Below are 18,919 nucleotides of genomic sequence, written 5' to 3'. Positions count from 1 at the left end.
AAGCCCAAAATGACTCCACGACTATCTAGATGCCACCAATGACCAATGATTTAGAGCTCAGATCTTTCGACGCAACACACTATACCGAGGCATACGCTCAGGCAGAGGCCCTTTTTCAGGATGGCGGAAAGGCACCATTTATGGAGAATGGGTATTACTCAGGCATCCCGAATGAACCTCTTCATTTCTATCGTGATAGCCAGCTGATGGCCACTGCGACCTTACTGTTCATGGGAGATGGCGCCGAGCTCCATAAACTTTACGTACACCCGAATGCACGTGGTTTCGGGGTTGGGCGCGCGGCAGCCACAGCCTCAATCGACTACCTGTTCGCTACTTATGACTTAGAAGACGTTAGCGTCAGCATCCTTGGCAACTCTGCGGAATTCTGGTTCAAAATCGTCACGGCGTATGGAGATCGAGCCCTTTACGCCTACCCACAATGTTATTTCGTGAAGCCGGGGGATACAGCCAGGAACCAACATCCTCTGACATTTGCAACGTGATTGATAAACTTCACCATAAAAATCTGGCAGCACTGCACTCCCCAGCCTGCCTGCCAGCCATGCGGTTGCGCTAGCCGAGCAGACACGGAGCTTTGGCTGCTGATCGGAAACCAATCGCGGGAACCCGGACGGCCAATACTGTCGTCATCGCATTAAGTACGGCCAACACAGCGTACATGACGAGCTTGGCCGGGGTGCGAAACCGTAGCGCTGCGCATCCACCCATTTGATTGCCTTGCAGGGCTCATAATGCATGTTCTGACGATGAGGCAGGCGTGGAAAACGCTGAAGCAAGTGGTGTTGGAGGTCTGCCGGGATCATGGACCGACGATCATTGTGCGCCGACGAGGAAGTCCCGTCGTGATACTCCCTTTGAGCGATTACAACGGACTTCAATAAACAGTCTATCTGCTTGGCTCGACTGCCAATGCTCAGCGGCTGAAGAGATCGATCGCTCAACTCGAGCTCAGTCACCATCGCCACACGTGATTGTCAGTTGTCGTGTGCGGCGACCGCAGACGATCTGCAGTTTCGATCATGCACCTACGCATCCCACTCGTCTCGCATGCCTTGACTACAACGAACCGTGCGGGCATGTGGGCACCGGCTGGGCCTTTTTGCAAGGCATACAAACTGTAAAAGCTGATGAAAGCCGTCTAAACAGGGGCATACCGCCTGATTATAATCGACAGGATATTTCAGGATAATCAGTGGAAACGTGTGAAAGCTTTCCTCACCAACGCCATTACATTGAGGCCATCAGGGGTTTGAAAAAAATCACGCCCTGCTAGTGCAGATACCTCTGATCTCGCCGCTCAAGATACCCGGCATTCGCCGATACAACGAACGATGCTTCGCAAGCCGACCATCTCCCGCGCACCACGAAGCACCCTTGTCTGTCTCTGGCCCGAGCGTATTCATGCTAGATCCTCGCAAAATCAGTAAACCCGGAATCGGGTCAAGCAACCTTCATTTTGGTAAGCCGCTTGCAACAGCGGGCGGCGTACTTGTGGTGTGTTGGCACGGAGGCTTGGCGAAAAATCACACCCCTAACACTGTTCCTCTTGCAGAGGTGATTCTGAAGACAGTTCACCCCGATGGCGTATTAGGATCCACAAGGAAAATGGATGCCGCAATTTCTCACTTGGGGAGTCTCAGGCCGGGAAGCGTGTGGAAGAACGGCAGGCTGATCGGTGAGATAAAGATGGAAACGCTGGACGCGACGGTAGTGAACCTCAATCCTGGTACGTGGGACTGGGTGACTGCTGAGTCGGCGGGATTGCTTGAGTCTTATCTGAGTTCCCTTTCAATAAGACAGGGCGGGAGTTGGCTCATCCAAATGAGAGCCGAAGGCGGAAAAACCATCTTGGTACCTTGCGTGGAGTTTCTCACTCGTTGCTACGGACACAGTTCAGAAACGAACTGGCTGCTCGCGACGTATGGGCTTGAAGAGATTCAAAAGCGATATCTGTATGGAGTCGATCCAGACCCCGAGGCGTGGATACTCAAACTCAAGCGCAGAGTTTCGTCCCGCGAAGCTCCGTTTCTGGCGCACGCCATATTCGATGAATACACTAATGACCTGTGCAAACGCCTGCATAATAGTCTGCAAGCAGATTTCAAGCCCGGTAAAAAAACATTCATTAAAGTCGAGCCTTGGTTTACGGGCTTTCCAACCATTGAAGGCCGCGGCTACTGGTTAAACGCCAATACCTTTCTTCTACTCAATGTTGACGGGATGAGTCAACCAGATGGCTACCCCATCATCGTCGAGCGTCAAGATTATGCTGCAGAAGGCGGAGCTGAAACAGAAGATGGCAGGCGTCCCTATATACAAAACCCTCCACCAGGGTCGTCAAATGTCATCGTGTCGCTCATTGACGATGAGGCACCAGATAGCGATACCCCGCGGATAGTGCATAACCCTCCGTTCAGGACGCTTGGCACTAGACGAAAAATCATCCGCAGGAAAGAGGTGATATCCGGGCGACGAGGCGACGCTATACCCGGCAGTGATCGTAATACCCTCGCCCCAGGGGATGCTCGTGGGAACGGCCGAGGCGGCGGCAAATCCGAATTTGTTTCCCCAGAAGCAGTACCTGATGGCAGTCTCGCCCAGATGTGGCAAACCTGCATCAGCCTGTCAGAAACCCTTGATGGATATATCAGTGAGGTAGGCTGGTATACAAGGCATGCAGGGTTTCAGACGGAAGGCGTGGCAGAGTATGAATACATCTCGGCCGTGCCGCCTGGAAAAGATGGGGTCTTCAAACGGGCGCCAAAACGCATTTTCGTTATCCGGATGACTGTTGCCGAGAGGCACGTCTATATCCTGGAGATCTTCCGCAAACCGCGGAGCTTCACCACCGATGATGGAGCTATCAAACACTATGAAGATGGCTACCGAGGTCTGATGGTTATGCTCCCCACCCGGAAGACCGATGTCGATCTTGAGTTAGGTGTGATATTCCAAAACATTCTCAAGCATGACGGTCGAATCAAAGATACGAAGATGTCCAACTATACACATGCGACCTTCGTTCACCGCCCTCGCGATTACGGACCGGAGCCCTTCAAAAAGGTGATTTTGAACAATTTGCGCGGCCTGGTTGGTCCTGTGTAAGGGTTTATTATCTCACTCGACCTGAGCGGTCGATGGCAGCGGAATCCAGTATTCCTTGCCTTTCAGCGTGACAACCAAACCTTTTTTTTCGGGGTCACTGGTCAGAACCATACTTTTCTTGTTGACCCTTCCCACGCCATGGAAGTAACCCAATGCAGCTGTCGGCCAGCGATCGAGCACATCGACACCCATGGCGGCCTCGCCCATCAACGATTTGAGCACCTGCTCAGCGCGTTTTCGCCTGAGTTTGATGGCATCCCGATTGTCTTTGGGAAACACGATCGACGACTCATACGACGCGTTCAGAAAGCTGATGAAGCTTGCCAACGAGGCTGCCACTCCAGGCGTTTCAGCCAGCAGTGAACGCAAGGACTCAGAAGAGGGCGATGGGCGACCATCAGCCTCGCTCACCAACACGAGATTTGCGGCGCTGCGCATCGCCATGCGGACAGACCTCAATGAGTTGACTCGTTTGTTGGGCTTCGATTGAAGGTGCACACGATACGCTTGAAGCATTTTTTGCCCAGCCTCTGACGAAGTAGAGGCCATAATGGCTTCAATCCGGCCCACTTCCGTGACCTCCTCCCTTAGGGTCTCATCAACACGCATCCCCCGCTCTTCAGCCATCCACTGCATGGGGAGCAGAGCGCGTCGAATCCACAGCGCACCCTTCGCTTCAAGAAGCTGCTGATAGGTCGGCAAGCGAATCCACTGCGCGTTCATCTCAGTGAAACTCTTCAAATGGCGATTGATCAGCAGAGCCGCCCTCTTGGGTCCGATCTTGTTAATCAGCCACTCCCCATACGCCAAATAAGCCTCTCGAAAGACATCACGACTCAGTGCTTGGACATTCATCTGCAAGCGCTTGTAGAAGGTTCTACGGCCTCGGCATTTTTCACATTCAGACCCGTAACCTGCAGGCGACATTTCGCCACAGCTTCGGCACTCGATCTCACCCAGATGCGCACAACGGCGACACTCCCTGACGCCATCACGCCCATCAATCAGAACCCTATATCGTCTACAGCTGGGGCACGTTTCAGCGTTGCTCGCACATTTTGGACAGCAACGCATCTCCTGATCGTCAATGATTTTTTTGCTGAGTCGAGTTGAGAGAGCGTTGCACATCTCACAGTGGTGAGGCTCAGTAAAGTAATGAGCGCAGGAGTTACAAGCCAATCCCTCAGGTGTAATCCTGCCCACCGGTCGACCTATGCGTTCGCACCGTATGCAGGGGACAGAGGTGACACAGGAGTGACAGACTGCATCGAGGTGAAAAGTCGGCAAGCGAACTCTATTTCCACAGCCTGGGCATAGCCTAGGCTTGAATAGCCTGGCATAGCAGTTGTTGCAGTAGCGTTGGAACAAGTACACCCGATGAGTTCTTCGCATCGGCTTGTGGCAGGCCGAGCAACAGCTGTCCTCCTGCTTCTGACTTTCAACCATCCCGTTGGACCTTTCTTTTTAACCTTGCCCACAGCTTGGCAACGGTGTGTTGTGAAGCTGGCGAACGAAAACCAGTTGCTGCGTGTTTCCTGGGCTTACCTGCAGGAAGCCCCTCGAGCGTCGCTTGCAAGGGTAGTGGAATCTCGCCGGCCGGTATCCGTAAGGAATACCGAGGTAGTGAGCAAGCCGTAATAGCTTCGTACAGTTGATGTGCCCCCATATCCATGACCTTCCAGGCCGCAGACAGCAACTCCATTCTTTCCGCAATGGAGAGCAGTTCAATGGGGAGACCAGAATCTGGTCGAGCAACAGCACCGACATGGTACGCCTCCCGAAAAGCGGAAAACGGCTTTGAGCCATTCACCGCGGCAACCCTCAGTATGCCGATGATAAACCGCGCGCGATAAAACCACTCGCCAGGATCACAGTTGGGATCGTCTTCAGATACCAGACCATGCATTGCGTCATCAGCTGCACGCTGAAAGGCGAGTGCTCCGGCGGCAAATCCCAGACTGTCAGAATGCGTATTAAAGGGGATGTGGCAGCGATGGCAATGCCCGCAATCCAAATCCACCTGCTCCAACAGGTGCGGCTGTAATGGCGCCCCGCACTCAGGGCACCTGTCTATAAGTCTCACCTGATGCTTTTCACAGCACGTGTGCCAAGCCAGTCGCGAGGACAACCGGTAATAGGGAACGTTTTCAGCTAAGCAAAGAGGACAGCACTGCAATCCGCCGGAGTGGCGACGGTTGCGGGTTCCGAGCCCAAGAATCCATGGCCACATGCCTTTGTGGTGATCGAGCGCTGGGTTTAGTGCCTGAGCGATGGGACGGAGTGTTGACGAATAGATGTCCGAAACAGCTATCCCTGTCATTTTCGACAGAGGCAAGAGTTTTCCGTCAGGGATCCCACGGTCCAGATCAATGGTCCAACATCTCCAGCCAGGCCAGATACTTCCGGTGAGTGACATGGGTGAGCAGCCATGCGCGAACGCGTTACGTATGAGCCAGGAAGATACCAGCTCATCCGCAAACAGACTCTGCGCTTTGGGCCACCGTGAATTAACTACAGCAATTCGCGGATGCCACGAGTAGGGTGTACCCATGACTTGCTCTGGATGATATCTGCGTCGATTTTTTCCTTGCCCGAGTGAATTGCTTCCGTAGCGCACTCAATCAGTAGCCTGTGTAGGTTACCGGTATTTCCCTCCGAGATCGCGTGCAGCCGATTGGCCAAATCGGGATGAGCCAGTCCTGAAGGCTGTTGCAGCGGCAGCACGGATTCAAACCCTTTCAAGAAGCGTTGAAAATCAACATTCAATGTCCAGTTGCGCAAATTGAAAACGTCGAACCGACTCGCGTGCTGAGCATCAGTGTGTAGCACCCTGACAGCGTCTTCGGTCCCAACACCGACCACAGGAATCATGAGTTCATTACAAAGCAACTTGATGACGTTCATGATCTCCCGTTGCTTCATAGCCGTCCCTTCCAGCATGGAGTGGAACTCGTCAATGATGAACAACCTCACTTGGTTTTCACGCATTTGGTGAATCACTTGGAAACGAAGTTTGGGAACCACATCGGTCGGTCTGTAGGGCGTCCAGAACTGCTCCAGGATTGCGCAGTAAAGTGAGCGTTCATCTGCGGAAGGAGGAGCCTCGATTGAGATGATAGGTTTGACTGATTCTCCGTCAGTGTCCACGTAACCAGTCCCGTGCAATTTTTCAAATCGCTCGACAACGGTCGTCTTGCCGTTGTTGGAGCTGCCGACAACTAACAGGTTCGGCATCCTGGGACGCTTGGGCACCGTCATAAGATGATGCATGAGGTCGATCAACTTCTGAGCAGAGGGGTAGCCAATCCAGCGCGGCTCGTGGAGGAAATCGATACGTCCCTGAGAGGGTTTAAACATGACGGGCCGGAATTCCGGATGAATATGATTGTACTGAGTCATGAAATATCCCCAAACCCTTCAAGATCACCGTCGATCACCATGTTCTGGAAGCCGCTCGTTAGAGCAGGCGCGATCTTGATATTCTGCGGACTTGGCTCAGCCGGCGTCTTGCCTTTGGCATGGTTTCGGTTGCGCTGGGCCTGACGTCTGGTCTTAGTCGTATGGGCCTCAGCATTCGCGACGAGCTCTCGGTTCTGCAGGATGTAGCGCTTGATCAGCGGCTCGTTTATAGCGGCATGCCCCTCGTCGACCGCACGCTTCTTCGCGGCTTTGAACTCAAAGATACTTGCGGCAGGAAATGCCTGGTTCGACGACGTTACCTTAAAGTACTGCTTGAGCAGCGGATCAAAAAACCAGATGTAGCTGATGTCTCGAGGGTCACGACGGAAGATGAATGTCCGCGCTTTACCCGTGTGCTTATCCTTCGCATTGATCCACGGCCGTAAGGCTTCGGAGTAGTACATTAGGTCGATCTGGACACCGTAATGCTGAACGGTGCGCTCAAACGAAGGCAAAAAATCCCTCTGCAACGTAAACGGATCAGTTGGTCTTGGAGGGATACCAACCAGAGGATCCTGATCTGTGTTGCCAAATATCCCAATGTGCCACTTCCGGCTAGGGCTCATGTAGATTTTCGAGTGATATGCTTCGTTGTAGATCAGAATCTCTCTAACCAGCCACGTTTCGAACTCGTCGAAGGTCAGCGCCGAATGCTTCTCGGAGTCGTAGCCTGCGCGATCGGCTTGATTGCTATAGGTTCTTCCGGGCATGTCTTTCAGAGTTTGCGCGAACGTTCCCATCAGGCGCTCAATATGGGCTCCGTAGCGAGGGCGCTTCACGGGGCGAAACTGGTTTTCGATGCCGATATTGGAGCATGATCGCTTGACGTCTTCGCTCTGAAAATCGGGACCGTTATCGGCATGCAAAATCTTGGGTATCCCCCAAACTGGCCATTCTCCGCTGACTCCATGGGCAATCAGCCAGTTTTCCTTGGGGAGAACGGAATGGGCAATGCACATTGCCACCGATATCCCAGCAGGTGCATCCAAGGACAGGTAATAGCCCGTGATCATCCTAGAATACACATCAATCGCAAAGGTGATCCACACCCGACCAATAGGACGCCTGTGAAGATCATCAACCAAGATGATATCCATGGGCGTGTGATCGATTTGCACAACGGCAAGGGGATAGTCCGCCCCCGGAAATGAGCCAGGCGTCGGCGTGTACTTGTTCCGAGCCAACTCCGTATAACCTCGGCCGCGTAGGTAAGCCTTATCGGGGACACCTTTAATTCGTGCCCGGATCGCAGTTACTCCAGGCGGAGTGATCTGCGCCGCTTCACAGGTTTCGACGATCTTATCGATTGTCGATAGCACCGTTGGGCGGTGAGGTTTGAGGAAATAATTAGTAATGACATCTTCGATGATTCTATTGGCTTCATCCGAAAGGCGTGAGTTGCCCTCCTTCCATCCTCTCCTCCGCGGAATAAGAGCGAGCTTCTCACCCCAGTCCTTGTAACGCTTTATCCAGCGATACAAGGTCGCGACATCAACGCCAACCGCGGCGCTTCTGGCTTCGACGTCTCGCCGACCGATAACCACGCTCCCCAGAAGCGGCTCGATGGCAGCGTAGCGCCTCTGCGCCTCAGCCCAGTCTTCGCTGCCAATCAGCGCCATGTCGTAATTGGCGTAGAGCCCCTCGACTTTCTCTTGCTTGATCGCCCGTAAGCCGTCGATGGGCAACGCAGCAGCTTTACCTGACTCCAGTTCGATCCCCACCAAAGTTCGAAAATCGAGGATCTGTGAAATACGGTAAGCAGAATCGCCGTGAGCGACGACCGCCCCCACCTCAATTATTACCTGGAGCCGGTCAGGCTCGTAGGGAGTGAGCTGAGCATCAAGTGAATCGTTGTCGGCCATCACGCCACCCAAACTTCTAGGAAATTGTTCAAAGGAAGGCGTATGTCACAGAGAAGCCGTCTTGTAGCAATGAGATGCCAGAGATGACTGATCCCCTCGCCTCGATACCGGTCGCAGGAGTGCAATGCCAGCAGGTAGTGGACGGGCGCAACGCCCATCTCCCGCACCGTGCCGATAATCCACTCACTGTCTTCTGGCTCAAAAGTCATTCGTGCATAACGTTCCAGAAACTTGATGTTATGCAGCGCGGTATCCCGAATTCTCGTTTCGTCATGGATGTGGAAGACCCAGCCCTGCTCGCTTGCGTACCGCCAAGCAGCTTTCCACTTGGGAAGCCATGCTCGCCAATTTTTGCGCCACTCGGCCTCGGGCTTTACCTCAACCAGCAGCGGCTTGGACCAGTTGTCGAGGTCTCGAGCTCCGAGATTGAAGTGAACGAGAAAATCTGGGGTGTATTTGTAAGGGCGCCCGTTGCTGATGAAAGGGATGCTAACCGGCTGCGAGGTGATATTGCGGACATCCTTGGAGAATTCCGTACGGACAATGAAATCCCGCTCCAGCGTGGACTCGTAGGGGATGCCACCTTCGCCGCGGAATGGAAACACGCCGGAGACGCTTCTTTTTGTGGGTTTGATAGGGCGAACCGACCCCGAATTATTTTTGTCGCGGCTATTTCCGACCATTTATAGGACCGTCGCAGCTATTTAGTTAATGCGTCGCAGCTATTGCTGAACGCTGTGCTGATGGTGCAGGGGCCCTAGTATGGCGGTGTCGCAGGAAATTAGAAATCCTACAGTGGCAGTCGCCCGCAACCCGGAGAAATCACCCTCGCCCACCACGGTGTGCTGTTTCTGGACGAACTTCCGGAATTTGATCGGCGCGTGCTGGAGGTGCTGCGCGAACCCCTCGAATCGGGCCATATCGTGATTTCCCGGGCGCGGGATCGGGTGCGCTTTCCGGCGCGCTTTCAACTCGTCGCGGCGATGAACCCCTGCCCGTGTGGTTATCACGGCGAACCGACCGGGCGCTGCCGCTGCTCGACTGATCAAATTCAGCGCTACCGCAACAAGCTGTCGGGCCCATTGCTTGACCGGATCGATTTGCACCTGACCGTTGCTCGGGAAACTACGTCTTTAGCTGCCACGCCTGACTGCAAGGGTGAAAGCGCCAGCGCAGCGGAGGTGGTCTCAGAAGCCCGACAGCGCCAACAACGACGCCAAGGGTGCGCCAACGCATTTCTTGACCTGCCCGCGCTGCGCCAACACTGCGCGTTACTGCCGGAAGACGAAGCCTGGCTCGAGAATGCGTGTGAACGCTTGAACCTGTCCCTGCGCGCTGCCCACCGCCTGCTGAAAGTGGCGCGCACGCTGGCTGATCTGGAGAAGGTGGACGCCATCGCGCGATGCCACATCGCCGAGGCTTTGCAGTATCGGCCTTCGACGAATTGAAACCGCATGCACCATGCCACGGCGGGAGATAACCCTTCGTTCAGCACCGCACTGTCGCGCAGAATGTGCAACACCTGTGGGAGTGACCGGGGTGGCGCTCCACCTTGCTCACGAAGGCGGCATCTCAACCGCTGAATATTTGGCGGATGTTCTTGCCTCTTCGCGAGCAAGCTCGCTCCCACAACTCGTGTATTGCCAGATACATCTGCGGTGTTGCTTGATGAGATTGGGCTTGCTCACACCTACGCTGGTTGGCTCTGGCGGCTCAGCAGCGCTCCAGCCTCACCGAAACCGATCCACTTCCTTCTGCAAGTCAGCCGCCACGGCATTCAGCTCTTGAGCCGTAATCGCCAGGTTGGACACAACTTCGCGTTGCTCGCTGTTCGCCAGGGCGATGCTTTGCAGGTTGGCGCTGAGCAGCGTTGCGGTGTTGCTCTGCTCTTGGGTCGCGGTGGTGATGGACGTGAATTGCTCACCGGCGGAACGGCTTTGTTCGTCGATCTGGGCCAGCGCTGCAGCTACTTTGGCGTTGCGCGACAGGCCTTCCTGCATCAGCGCGTTGCCTTGCTGCATAGTGCTGATGGCATTGCTGGTCTCTTGCTGAATGCTGCTGATCATGCCAGAGATTTCGTCGGTGGCCTGGCGCGTACGTGATGCCAGGCTGCGGACTTCATCCGCTACCACCGCAAAACCACGGCCTTGTTCACCGGCGCGTGCGGCCTCGATCGCGGCGTTGAGGGCCAGGAGGTTGGTCTGCTCGGCGATCGAGGTGATGACGCTGACAATCCCGCCAATCTCTTGCGAGCGTTGGCCCAAGGTATCGATCACCGTCGCGGTGCTGCTCAGCGAGCCTGCAATTTGCTCCAGCGAGGCCGATGCCTCCTCCATGGACGTGCGGCCGATGCGGGTCTGCTGGGCATTGCCCTGAGCCATGCGTTCGGTGGTGCCCATGTTGTCGGCGATGGTCAGGGCCGTGGCGCTGAACTCCTCCACTGCGCCGGCCATGCTGGTGATTTCGCCGGATTGCTGCTCCATCCCCTCATAAGCGCCGCCCGACAAGCCGGACAGCGCATTGGCACGACTGCTGACTTCCAGCGCTGCTGTGCGGATGTGGGACACCATGGTTTCCAGCGCCTGGCCCATCTTGTTGAAACTGCCCGCCAACTGACCAATTTCATCGTGACTGGACACGTTCAGACGTGCGCTCAGATCACCAGCGCCCAACGCTTCTGCCTGACTGACCAACGCCGACAGCGGCCGCAGCTTGCTGCGTAACAGCCAGATCGCAGCGCCGACAGCGATCAACATCGCTAGCAGGCTGCCGATGGCCAATTGCGTGCCCACGCTCCAGGTCACTGCGCTGATTTCATCCTCGGGCATCGTTGCCAGAACCGTCCACGGGCCGCCCGCAAACTTCTCGCCGACGGTGTAGAAATCTTCGCCGGCGTCCTGCCAGAAATGCCCAACGCTCGGCGTCTTGGCGAACTCGGCCAGCGTGGTGCTTGCCTGATCCAGGTCCTTCACGCCCGCAGGCGGCACCAGCCATTTGTTCTGCTCATCAAGCAACGCCAGCGAACCGGTGGAACCGATGCGGAAGTTTTTCAGGTTGTCGAACTGCGCCTTCTGCGCGTCGGTGTAATCGAAGCCGACGAACAGCACGGCGATGACTTTGCCGTTGGCGTCACGCACCGGGCTGTACTGCGTCATGTATAAGCGATCGAACAACAGCGCGCGACCGACATATCCCTGTCCGGCGAGCAACTTGTCGTAGGCCGGGTGCTTGTGATCCAGCGAGGTACCGATGGCGCGTGAGCCGTCCTGTTTGCTCAGCGAGGTGCTGACGCGCACGAAGTCGTCGCCGCTGCGCACGAAAACCGTCGCCACGCCGGCCGTCATTTTCTTGAAATCGTCGACTTCCGTGAAGTCGTTGTTCAGCGCAGTGCCGTTCATCAGCAGCGCAGGGGTCTGCACGCCCGCGACCGCAATCTGCTGATCGCCCTGCAGGCTCAGGCCGCCCGAAAAACGCTTCTCGAACAGACCGCTCAGACGCTGGGTGCTGTCGCGCAGGGTGCTGTGGAAGGTGTTCAACTGGTCGGCCAGCAACCGGGCTTCGCTGCTCATGTGCTCTTCGCGGATGACCAGGTTCGCCGAATCAAGAGAGCGCAAGGCGAACAGCGTACTGCCGCTGATGACGACCGCCAGAATAACGGCCAGGGCGATGCCGAGTTGCGAAGCAATTCGGGCGCGAGGCTGAGGCATTGGAGCTCCTTGCCGAACGACGGGACCATCCTGATTCAGGAGCACCATTCGGACGAATTCTGATAGAGGGAATCGATGAGTCGATTGAGGTGAACCGGCTCTGCAATACACCTTCGGCCGACAGACAAAAAACTTGAGTCCTACGTCGCTTCAGGACGGAATTAATTCCCTTTTTGGCTGTCCTGCGTCCGCTTTCGGTCGGGGTGCGCTTTACGGCTCACTCCAGAATCGTCACGTCAGGCAATTCCATCGCCTGCACTTCGCCCTGCAAGAAGTCGCTCAGCCGCCGCAGACGCTCGCCGCCAGGGCGGGTCTTGGGCCAGACGAGGTAGTAGTTTTCGCCGCTGACCACCGCCGTGCGCCATGGCAGGCTGAGCCGGCCCTGAGCGACGTCCTCCGCCACCATCAGCAGATCGCCCATGGAAACGCCGTAACCCCTAGCCGCCGCAATCATGCCCAGCTCCAGCGTGTCGAAGACCTGCCCTCCCTTGAGCGAGACCCGCTCAGACAAGTCCATGCGCTCCAGCCATCGGCGCCAGTCGCGGCGGTCGGGCGTAGGGTGCAACAGCTCGGCGCCGGCCAGTCGCTCGGCGTCCCACGGCGCGTCATCCAGCAGCGTCGGCGCGCCCACGGGAATCAGCCATTCCGGGAACAGGTACGTTGCCTCCCACTCCGGCGGGAAATGCCCATGGCTGAGCAACACTGCGCAATCGAACGGCTCCTGGGTGAAGTCGACGCTGTCGATGTCCATCCAGGCGCTGGTCAGCTGGACTTCGTTGCCCACCTGCAGATGGCGGAAACGACTCAGCCGCGCCAGCAACCAACGCATGGTCAGGGTCGACGGGGCCTTCATGCGCAAGATGCCCTCCTCCGCCATCAACGCGCTGCACGCTCGCTCCAGCGCTGAAAAGCCTTCCCGCACGCCCGGCAGCAATTCACGCGCGGCTTCGGTGAGCTGCAAATTGCGACCATTGCGGCGAAACAGACGGCAGGCAAAGTGCTCTTCCAGCGTGCGGATATGCCGACTGACTGCGCTCTGGGTGATCGACAGCTCTTCAGCGGCGCGCGTGAACGAGCTGTGTCGCGCAGCGGCTTCGAACGCGCGCAGGGCATACAAAGGCGGAAGAGAGCGAGACATCGGCGGGGACTCCTCAGGCTGGACGGCGACCGAGGCCACTCTACCGCAGAAAACCCCAGGATGAGTTTTACTCATGCGAGTGATCGGATTTATCCCTTTGTGCATCCTCACTTGAATCCCCACAATGACCGGCCCGCCAACACCCGCCACCCGAGCGCAAAGACCATGCACCAGCACGCCTTCAAAGAACTGTGGATCATCCTGCGTCTGGCCGGGCCGCTGATTGCTTCGCAGATGGCGCACATGCTGATGGTATTCACCGACACTGTGATGATGGGCAAGCTGGGCCCGGAATCCCTCGCCGGTGGCGGGCTGGGCGCGGCGAGCTACAACTTCGTGTCGTTCTTCTGCGTGGGGGTCATGGCCGCCGTCGGCACGTTGGTCGCGATCCGCAAGGGCGCGAATGATCACGCCGGCGTCACCCGACTGACCCAGGCCGGTTTGTGGCTGGCGTGGGGCATGGCCTTGGTTGCTGCGCTTATCCTATGGAACCTCGAGCCGATCCTGCTGCAATTTGGTCAAGTCGAAGCCAACGTCCACATGGCCAGCGAATTTCTGATCACCTTGCCATTGGCGCTGCCCGGCCTGTTGAGCTTCATGGCGCTGCGCGGCTTCACCAGTGCATTGGGGCGTGCGACCCCGGTAATGGTGATCAGTCTGGTAGGCGTGGCGCTGAACTTCGGGCTCAACTACGCGTTTATCCACGGGCTGTTCGGCCTGCCGCACTGGGGCCTGATGGGCATTGGTCTGGTCACGGCCATTGTCACCAACGCCATGGCCCTGGCCCTCGCGCTGCACATTCGTTATCACAGCGCCTACGCGGCGTATCCCCTTCACAAAGAACTCATGAAACTCTCGCGCAGTTGCCTGAAAGAGCTGTGGCGTCTGGGCCTGCCCATCGGTGGCACGTATGCGGTGGAAGTCGGGCTGTTCACCTTTGCGGCATTCTGCATGGGCGCCATGGGCAGCACCCAGATGGCGGCGCACCAGATCGCCCTGCAATCGGTGTCGATGGCGTTCATGGTCCCGGTCGGGATTTCCTACGCGGTGACCATGCGCATCGGTTTGCACTACGGGGCCGGAAACCTGCTGCTGGCGCGCACTGCCGGACGCATGGGGATTGGCTTCGGCGGGCTGCTGATGCTTTCGTTCGGCATTCTGTTCTGGGTTGCGCCCCACGCCGTCATCGGTTTGTTCGTGGACGTCAACGATCCGAAATACCAAGGCGTGGTCGAGCTGGCGGTGAGGCTGCTGGCCATCGCTGCCTGGTTCGAGATTCTCGACGGCACGCAGACCATCGCCATGGGCGCGATCCGGGGGTTCAAGGACGCAAAAACCACGTTCCTGATCGGACTGGCGAGCTATTGGGTGGTCGGCGCGCCGCTGGCCTGGGGCCTCGGGTTTCTGGCGAACCAGGGCGCGGTGGGCGTGTGGTGGGGATTGGCGATCGGCCTGCTCTGCTCCGCAGTCGCACTGACCTGGGCATTCGAGCGCAAGACCGCGCGACTGCTGCGCAAGGAGGCGACGGGGGTTGTGGTGATGGGATAGGCCTCTGCGGGTATTCACAATCCGGGGCGGTCACAAACCCAACTGTAGGAGCAATCGGAGGTTAGGACGGTCGCGAAGGCGGTGGGTCTGTGACATCCATGTCGGCTGACCCCATGCATTCGCGAGCAAGCTCACTCCTACAGAATCACTCCGAGGTGTGTTCAAAGAACGAGCCGCCGCTCACTGGCTCTGCAGCGCAATACCTTTGCTCTGGCCCATCGCCAGATAATCCATCAGCTCCGGCAAGGCCAGCGGGTGACTGATCAAAAAACCTTGGGCCTGATCGCAGTTGAAGCTGCGCAGCAAGGCCAGTTGCTCAGGGGTTTCAACGCCTTCGGCCACCACTTCCAGGCTGAGGTTGTGGGCCAGGTTGATCATCGCGTGGACCAGCTTGCGGTTTTCCTCGCGCTGCTCCATTTCACCGACGAAGCTCTTGTCGATCTTCAGCAGTGTGATCGGCAAGCTGTTGAGGTGCACGAAGGACGAGAACCCGGTCCCGAAATCGTCCAGCGAGAAGCGCACACCCAGCCGTCCCAGCGCATCCATGGTCTGTTTGACCAGATCGCTGCGGCGCATGACGGCCGTCTCGGTCAATTCAAATTCCAGCCATTGCGCATCGATACCCCGATCAGCGATCAACCGGCTGAGGGTCGCGAGCAACTGGTTGTCCTGAAACTGGCGGAACGACAGGTTGATCGCCATGTGCAGCGGCGGCACGCCTTTCTCGCGCAGGGCCTGCATGTCGCGCAGGGCACGGGCAATCACCCAATAACCCAGCGGCACGATCAACCCGCTTTGCTCAGCCAGCGGCACGAACTCACTCGGCGGCAACAACCCACGCTCAGCGTGGCGCCAACGCACCAATGCCTCCAGTCCCAGAATGTGCCCGGTATTCAGGCACAGGCGTGGCTGGTAATGCAGCTCCAGCTCATCGCGACGCAAGGCGCGGCGCAGCTCGCTTTCCAGATCGGCGAGGCTGCGCGCGTTGCGGTTGATGCGTTCGTTGAAGACATGAAAGGTACAGCCCTGAGTGCCCTTGGCCTGCTGCATGGCGATGTGCGCGTGCCACATCAACGGATCGGCGCCGCCGTTGAGGCGCGCATAGGCGATGCCAAGGCTGCAACCGATCAACAGGCTTTCCCCATCGACCCAATACGGTTCGGACAAGGCTTCGGTGATGCGCTCGGCGATGGATTCGGCGCGCTCGGGGGCGCGTCGTGTGTCGATCAGTAGGGCAAATTCATCGCTGCCCAGTCGCGCCAGTTGATCGCACGCCTCCAGCTGGCCTTTCAGCCGCGCCACCACTTGCAGGATCAGCCGATCCCCCGCCTGATGACCCAGCGCGTCATTGGCGCGCCGGAAGTTGTCCAGGTCCAGATGCCCCAGCGCCAGGCCGCGGCCGTCGAACTCGGCCAGTCGGGCGGCCAACAGGGTCTGAAAGCCCTGGCGGTTGGCGATGCCGGTAAGAGGGTCCTGCTCGGCGAGGCGATTGAGCGTGGTCTCCAGAACGCCCCGTTCGCGCACGTGGCGCAGACAGCGGCGCAGGGCCTGCGATGTGAGGGCGTCGCGCACCAGCCAGTCGCTGACACCAACGGGCTCTTCGTCCGGTTCGGTGTCGAAAAGCAATACAGTGGGCCAGTGGCATTGGCCGGCGGCGGGCTGAAGGGCTTCGGTGGTAAAGAGTATTCCGGAGGTGGAGAAGTCGGTTTGATTGCTGACAGCGTCCCAGCTCGGCGCGCAGTCAAGGACAGCGGCATCTCCGAGCGGCGCCAGGCACTCGCGCAACGATGCCGGCCATTCGGGCGTGTCCGCCAGAAGCAGCAAGCGCAAGGGTTCGACAGGCGTAGACAAGCTAACTCCCCACACAAACGTAAAGACCTTGGCGCACCCCCGAATGAGGGTCGTCAAACGCGAGAATCATCCGCAATACGCAAATGTAACAAAACGGCGAAATATAGATAGCGCGGCGCATCACAGTGTCGGACGGTGGCTGCACAATCCGCTGACCCTGTTAAAATGCCCGCCCTTTTCCAGGCGACCCCATTTTTCCCCATGTCCCGACTCAATCCCCGGCAACAGGAAGCCGTGAACTACGTCGGCGGCCCTCTTTTGGTGCTCGCCGGCGCTGGCTCCGGCAAGACCAGCGTGATCACACGCAAGATTGCCCACCTCATCCAGAACTGCGGCATCCGTGCCCAGTACATCGTCGCCATGACCTTTACCAACAAGGCGGCGCGGGAGATGAAAGAGCGCGTCGGTACCCTTTTGCGCGCTGGCGAGGGGCGCGGCCTGACCGTCTCGACGTTCCACAACCTGGGCCTGAACATCATCCGCAAGGAACACGCCCGGTTGGGCTACAAGCCCGGATTCTCGATCTTTGACGAGACCGACGTCAAAGCGCTGATGACCGACATCATGCAAAAGGAATACTCGGGCGACGACGGCGTCGACGAGATCAAGAACATGATCGGCGCCTGGAAAAACGAATTGATCCTGCCGCCCGAAGCCCTCGCCAATTCGCGCAACCCCAAGGAGCAGACCGCCGCCATCGTCTACAGCCACTACCAGCGCACGCTGAAGGCGTACAACGCGGTGGATTTCGACGACCTGATTCTGCTGCCGGTGAAGCTGTTCGAGGAGCACGCCGACATTCTCGAAAAGTGGCAGCACAAGGTGCGCTACCTGCTCGTCGACGAATACCAGGACACCAACGCCAGCCAGTACCTGCTGGTGAAGATGCTCATCGGCACGCGCTGCCAGTTCACCGTTGTGGGCGACGACGACCAGTCGATCTACGCCTGGCGCGGCGCGCGGCCGGAAAACCTGATGCTGCTCAAGGACGATTACCCGTCGCTGAAAGTGGTGATGCTGGAGCAGAACTACCGCTCCACCAGCCGCATCTTGCGCTGCGCCAACGTGCTGATCGCCAACAACCCCCACGCGTTCGAGAAACAACTCTGGAGCGAGATGGGTCACGGCGATGAAATCCGCGTGATTCGCTGCAAGAACGAAGACGCCGAAGCCGAGCGCGTTGCCATCGAAATCCTCAGCCTGCACCTGCGCACCGACCGGCCGTACAGCGACTTCGCAATCCTCTATCGCGGTAACTATCAGGCCAAGCTGATCGAGCTGAAGCTGCAGCACCATCAGATTCCGTACCGGCTGTCCGGGGGCAACAGCTTCTTTGGACGTCAGGAAGTGAAAGACCTGATGGCCTACTTCCGCTTACTGGTGAACCCGGATGACGACAACGCCTTCCTGCGCGTGATCAACGTGCCGCGCCGGGAAATCGGCTCGACCACCCTTGAAAAGCTGGGCAACTACTCGACCGAACGCAAGGTGTCGATGTACGCCGCCACCGACGAGATCGGCCTGGGCGAGCATCTGGACGCCCGCTTCACCGATCGCCTCAGACGCTTCAAGCACTGGATGGACGGCGTGCGCCAGCAATGCGCGACGCAGGACCCTATCGCCGCTTTGCGCAGCATGGTCATGGACATCGATTACGAAAACTGGATTCGTCAGAACAGCTCCAGCGACAAGGCCGCCGACTACCGCATGGGCAACGTGTGGTTCCTGATCGAGGCGCTGAAGAACACGCTGGAGAAAGACGAAGAAGGCGGCATGACCATCGAGGAGGCCATCGGCAAACTGGTTCTGCGCGACATGCTCGAACGTCAGCAGGAAGAGGAAGACGGCGCCGAAGGCGTGCAGATGATGACCCTGCACGCCTCCAAGGGGCTGGAGTTTCCGTACGTGTTCATCATGGGCATGGAAGAGGAAATCCTCCCGCACCGCTCCAGCATCGAGGCCGATACCATCGAAGAAGAACGCCGCCTGGCCTACGTGGGCATCACCCGCGCGCGGCAGACGCTGGCGTTCACCTTCGCCGCCAAACGTAAGCAGTACGGCGAAATCATCGATTGCCTGCCGAGCCGGTTCCTCGACGAACTGCCGCCGGACGATCTCGCCTGGGAAGGCAACGATGACACGCCCGTCGAAGTCAAAGCCGTACGCGGCAATACAGCCCTGGCGGACATACGCGCCATGCTGAAAAGATAACGTTCATTTCGCGC

At 57.7% G+C, this 18,919-nt stretch carries 13 protein-coding genes and 3 pseudogenes; 6 read left to right on the top strand and 10 right to left on the bottom strand.

Features of this window, described 5'->3' with window-relative positions:
- The first annotated feature begins 38 nt into the window (after positions 1-38).
- The 3 genes from IFT47_RS11820 (at position 39) to IFT47_RS11810 (ending at position 3,129) form a co-directional block, all read left to right on the top strand.
- On the top strand, positions 39-506 hold the full coding sequence (locus IFT47_RS11820; protein ID WP_192171428.1) for a GNAT family N-acetyltransferase: 468 nt from the start codon (positions 39-41) through the stop codon (positions 504-506).
- Between the two features lie 249 nt (positions 507-755).
- Complete coding sequence (locus tag IFT47_RS27965; protein WP_342345350.1) at positions 756-905, top strand: type II toxin-antitoxin system Phd/YefM family antitoxin; 150 nt, start codon at positions 756-758, stop codon at positions 903-905.
- Between the two features lie 520 nt (positions 906-1,425).
- Positions 1,426-3,129: a hypothetical protein gene (locus IFT47_RS11810; protein WP_192171429.1), complete on the top strand. Its 1,704-nt coding sequence runs from the start codon at positions 1,426-1,428 to the stop codon at positions 3,127-3,129.
- A gap of 12 nt (positions 3,130-3,141) precedes the next feature.
- Here IFT47_RS11810 and IFT47_RS11805 read toward each other — a convergent pair whose 3' ends face one another.
- From IFT47_RS11805 to IFT47_RS11785, 6 genes and pseudogenes are all read right to left on the bottom strand, one after another.
- Positions 3,142-3,984, bottom strand: coding sequence for a hypothetical protein (locus tag IFT47_RS11805; RefSeq protein WP_192171430.1), 843 nt, complete (start codon positions 3,982-3,984; stop codon positions 3,142-3,144).
- 583 nt (positions 3,985-4,567) lie between these two features.
- Positions 4,568-5,158, bottom strand: coding sequence for a hypothetical protein (locus tag IFT47_RS27610; RefSeq protein ID WP_244655852.1), 591 nt, complete (start codon positions 5,156-5,158; stop codon positions 4,568-4,570).
- Between the two features lie 57 nt (positions 5,159-5,215).
- Positions 5,216-5,680: pseudogene (locus tag IFT47_RS28130) on the bottom strand (TniQ family protein); the annotation flags it as partial.
- Positions 5,641-6,528, bottom strand: a complete 888-nt coding sequence (locus IFT47_RS11795) for a TniB family NTP-binding protein (protein WP_192171432.1) — start codon at positions 6,526-6,528, stop codon at positions 5,641-5,643. The pseudogene IFT47_RS28130 and the gene IFT47_RS11795, both read right to left, overlap by 40 nt.
- A complete protein-coding gene (locus IFT47_RS11790; RefSeq protein ID WP_192171433.1) occupies positions 6,525-8,450 on the bottom strand; it encodes a Mu transposase C-terminal domain-containing protein in 1,926 nt (641 codons plus the stop codon). The genes IFT47_RS11795 and IFT47_RS11790 overlap by 4 nt, the downstream gene beginning before the upstream one ends.
- Complete coding sequence (locus tag IFT47_RS11785) at positions 8,450-9,133, bottom strand: TnsA endonuclease N-terminal domain-containing protein (RefSeq protein ID WP_192171434.1); 684 nt, start codon at positions 9,131-9,133, stop codon at positions 8,450-8,452. Before IFT47_RS11785 ends, IFT47_RS11790 begins: the two co-directional genes overlap by 1 nt.
- A gap of 114 nt (positions 9,134-9,247) precedes the next feature.
- Between IFT47_RS11785 and IFT47_RS11780 the strand changes: the two are divergent.
- Positions 9,248-9,898 (top strand): annotated as a pseudogene (locus IFT47_RS11780) (ATP-binding protein); the annotation flags it as partial.
- Positions 9,899-10,180: 282 nt separating this feature from the next.
- Here IFT47_RS11780 and IFT47_RS28125 read toward each other — a convergent pair.
- From IFT47_RS28125 to IFT47_RS11770, 3 genes and pseudogenes are all read right to left on the bottom strand, one after another.
- Entirely contained in the window at positions 10,181-10,903 is a 723-nt protein-coding gene (locus IFT47_RS28125) for a methyl-accepting chemotaxis protein (RefSeq protein ID WP_446731159.1), read from the bottom strand.
- 180 nt (positions 10,904-11,083) lie between these two features.
- Positions 11,084-12,019: pseudogene (locus tag IFT47_RS28120) on the bottom strand (Cache 3/Cache 2 fusion domain-containing protein); the annotation flags it as partial.
- Positions 12,020-12,374: 355 nt separating this feature from the next.
- Positions 12,375-13,295, bottom strand: a complete 921-nt coding sequence (locus IFT47_RS11770) for a LysR substrate-binding domain-containing protein (protein ID WP_192171436.1) — start codon at positions 13,293-13,295, stop codon at positions 12,375-12,377.
- A gap of 165 nt (positions 13,296-13,460) precedes the next feature.
- Here IFT47_RS11770 and IFT47_RS11765 point away from each other — a divergent pair, with 165 nt between their 5' ends.
- The gene (locus IFT47_RS11765; protein WP_192171437.1) at positions 13,461-14,843 is read left to right on the top strand and encodes a NorM family multidrug efflux MATE transporter; all 1,383 of its coding nucleotides are present in this window, start codon (positions 13,461-13,463) and stop codon (positions 14,841-14,843) included.
- Between the two features lie 180 nt (positions 14,844-15,023).
- On the opposite strand, the gene IFT47_RS11760 is transcribed toward IFT47_RS11765, so the two are convergent.
- Positions 15,024-16,694, bottom strand: a complete 1,671-nt coding sequence (locus IFT47_RS11760; RefSeq protein ID WP_192171438.1) for a putative bifunctional diguanylate cyclase/phosphodiesterase — start codon at positions 16,692-16,694, stop codon at positions 15,024-15,026.
- 201 nt (positions 16,695-16,895) lie between these two features.
- Between IFT47_RS11760 and rep the strand changes: the two genes are divergently transcribed.
- The gene (rep, locus tag IFT47_RS11755) at positions 16,896-18,905 is read left to right on the top strand and encodes a DNA helicase Rep (protein WP_122534146.1); all 2,010 of its coding nucleotides are present in this window, start codon (positions 16,896-16,898) and stop codon (positions 18,903-18,905) included.
- Positions 18,906-18,919 lie beyond the last annotated feature (14 nt).

Origin of the sequence: Pseudomonas sp. CFBP 13711 (assembly GCF_014842265.1) — a bacterium.
Classification (GTDB): Bacteria; Pseudomonadota; Gammaproteobacteria; order Pseudomonadales; family Pseudomonadaceae; genus Aquipseudomonas.
Note: the sequence above shows the minus strand (reverse complement) of the source record. Positions and strands in the feature narration are given on the sequence as shown.

Excerpts from the sequence above, each read along its gene's own strand:
- rep (WP_122534146.1), top strand. The coding sequence starts at position 16,896 with ATGTCCCGACTCAATCCCCGGCAACAGGAAGCCGTGAACTACGTCGGC.
- IFT47_RS11810 (WP_192171429.1), top strand. The coding sequence starts at position 1,426 with ATGCTAGATCCTCGCAAAATCAGTAAACCCGGAATCGGGTCAAGCAAC.
- IFT47_RS28125 (WP_446731159.1), bottom strand. The coding sequence starts at position 10,903 with ATGGCCGGCGCAGTGGAGGAGTTCAGCGCCACGGCCCTGACCATCGCC.
- IFT47_RS11795 (WP_192171432.1), bottom strand. The coding sequence starts at position 6,528 with ATGACTCAGTACAATCATATTCATCCGGAATTCCGGCCCGTCATGTTT.
- IFT47_RS11820 (WP_192171428.1), top strand. The coding sequence starts at position 39 with ATGACCAATGATTTAGAGCTCAGATCTTTCGACGCAACACACTATACC.
- IFT47_RS11790 (WP_192171433.1), bottom strand. The coding sequence starts at position 8,450 with ATGGCCGACAACGATTCACTTGATGCTCAGCTCACTCCCTACGAGCCT.
- IFT47_RS11765 (WP_192171437.1), top strand. The coding sequence starts at position 13,461 with ATGCACCAGCACGCCTTCAAAGAACTGTGGATCATCCTGCGTCTGGCC.
- IFT47_RS11805 (WP_192171430.1), bottom strand. The coding sequence starts at position 3,984 with ATGAATGTCCAAGCACTGAGTCGTGATGTCTTTCGAGAGGCTTATTTG.
- IFT47_RS11770 (WP_192171436.1), bottom strand. The coding sequence starts at position 13,295 with ATGTCTCGCTCTCTTCCGCCTTTGTATGCCCTGCGCGCGTTCGAAGCC.
- IFT47_RS27965 (WP_342345350.1), top strand. The coding sequence starts at position 756 with ATGCATGTTCTGACGATGAGGCAGGCGTGGAAAACGCTGAAGCAAGTG.
- IFT47_RS11785 (WP_192171434.1), bottom strand. The coding sequence starts at position 9,133 with ATGGTCGGAAATAGCCGCGACAAAAATAATTCGGGGTCGGTTCGCCCT.